This is a genomic window from Sphingobium sp. DC-2 (assembly GCF_000722555.1).
GTDB classification, from domain to species: domain Bacteria; phylum Pseudomonadota; class Alphaproteobacteria; order Sphingomonadales; family Sphingomonadaceae; genus Sphingobium; species Sphingobium quisquiliarum.
Map to the genome: position 1 here is coordinate 1 of NZ_JNAC01000070.1, position 1204 is coordinate 1204.

Here is a 1204-nt window from a genome sequence, read left to right on the forward strand (position 1 = left end):
AACATGAAGACGGCCGTCGCCGCGGTCTTCGTCGGCAAGGAGCGGGTGTTCAACCGCCGGTTTCTGGTCATGGCCGACCATTACATGGTCGAGCCCACGGCGTGCTCGCCGGCGGCCGGATGGGAGAAAGGCCAGGTCGAGAACCAGGTCCAGACCATCCGGGGGCGTTTCTTCCAGCCCCGCCTGCGCTTTGCCAGCATCGAGGAGCTCAACGGATGGCTCGAGGCCGAGTGTCTGCGCTGGGCCTCGTTGCATCCGCATCCCGAGCAGAAGGAGCTGACGGTTGCAGAGGCGCTGGATCTCGAGCGGCCAGCCCTGCAGCCGATGCTAGCCCCGTTCGATGGCTTCCACGAGACCGCCCATGCTGTGACCGGCACCTGCCTGATCAGCTTCGACCGCAACCGCTACTCGGTCATGGCCAAAGCCGCGCGGCGGGCCGTTCAGGTTCGCGCCTATGCTGACCGCATAGTCGTGCGCCTGGGTGACGAGGTCGTCGCCGAACATGCCCGGCACTTCGGCCGTGACCGGACGATCTACGATCCCTGGCATTACCTGCCGATTCTGGCCAACAAGCCCGGTGCCTTGCGCAACGGCGCACCCTTCCAGGGCTGGGACCTGCCGCCGGCACTGGCGCGGCTGCGCCGCAAGCTGGGGGGGGGCGACGAGGCCGATCGGCGCTTCGTCCGGGTGCTGGCGGCCGTGCTGACCGATGGCCTGGACGCGGTCGAGGCTGCGATCCGCGAGGCGCTCGACGCTGGTGCCGCCAGCGACGAGGTGATCCTCAACATCCTGGCCCGGTACCGCGATCCACCATCTGACCGGCCCCTCGATGTGGTCGTCGATCTCAAGCTCAGCCATCCGCCAGTGGCGGACTGCGCCCGCTACGACACAGTGCGAGGCCTCGATGCAGCGGCATGAGATGATCGAGGCGATGCGCGGGCTCGGCCTCAGGGGCATGGCCGGGGCGTTCGACGAAGCCGTCACGACGGGGCTGCAGCGCAAGCGCACGACCCACGAGATCCTGACCGACCTTCTGCGGGCGGAAGCGGCGCATCGTCATGCCGCCTCGATCCGCTACCGCATGACCGCAGCCAAGCTGCCGGTGGTCAAGGACCTCGATGCCTTCGTGTTCGACGGCACGCCGATCAACGAGGGCCTCGTGCGCTCCCTCCATGCCGGCTCATTCGTGCCCGCACGGCGCAAT

At 67.9% G+C, this 1204-nt stretch carries 1 protein-coding gene and 1 pseudogene; both read left to right on the forward strand.

Annotated elements, in window-relative coordinates:
• Positions 1-918 (forward strand): annotated as a pseudogene (locus ET21_RS0115525) (IS21 family transposase); the annotation flags it as partial.
• On the forward strand, positions 905-1204 hold a 300-nt coding region (locus ET21_RS0115530), incomplete at its 3' end, for an ATP-binding protein (protein WP_037471146.1). The pseudogene ET21_RS0115525 and the gene ET21_RS0115530, both read left to right, overlap by 14 nt.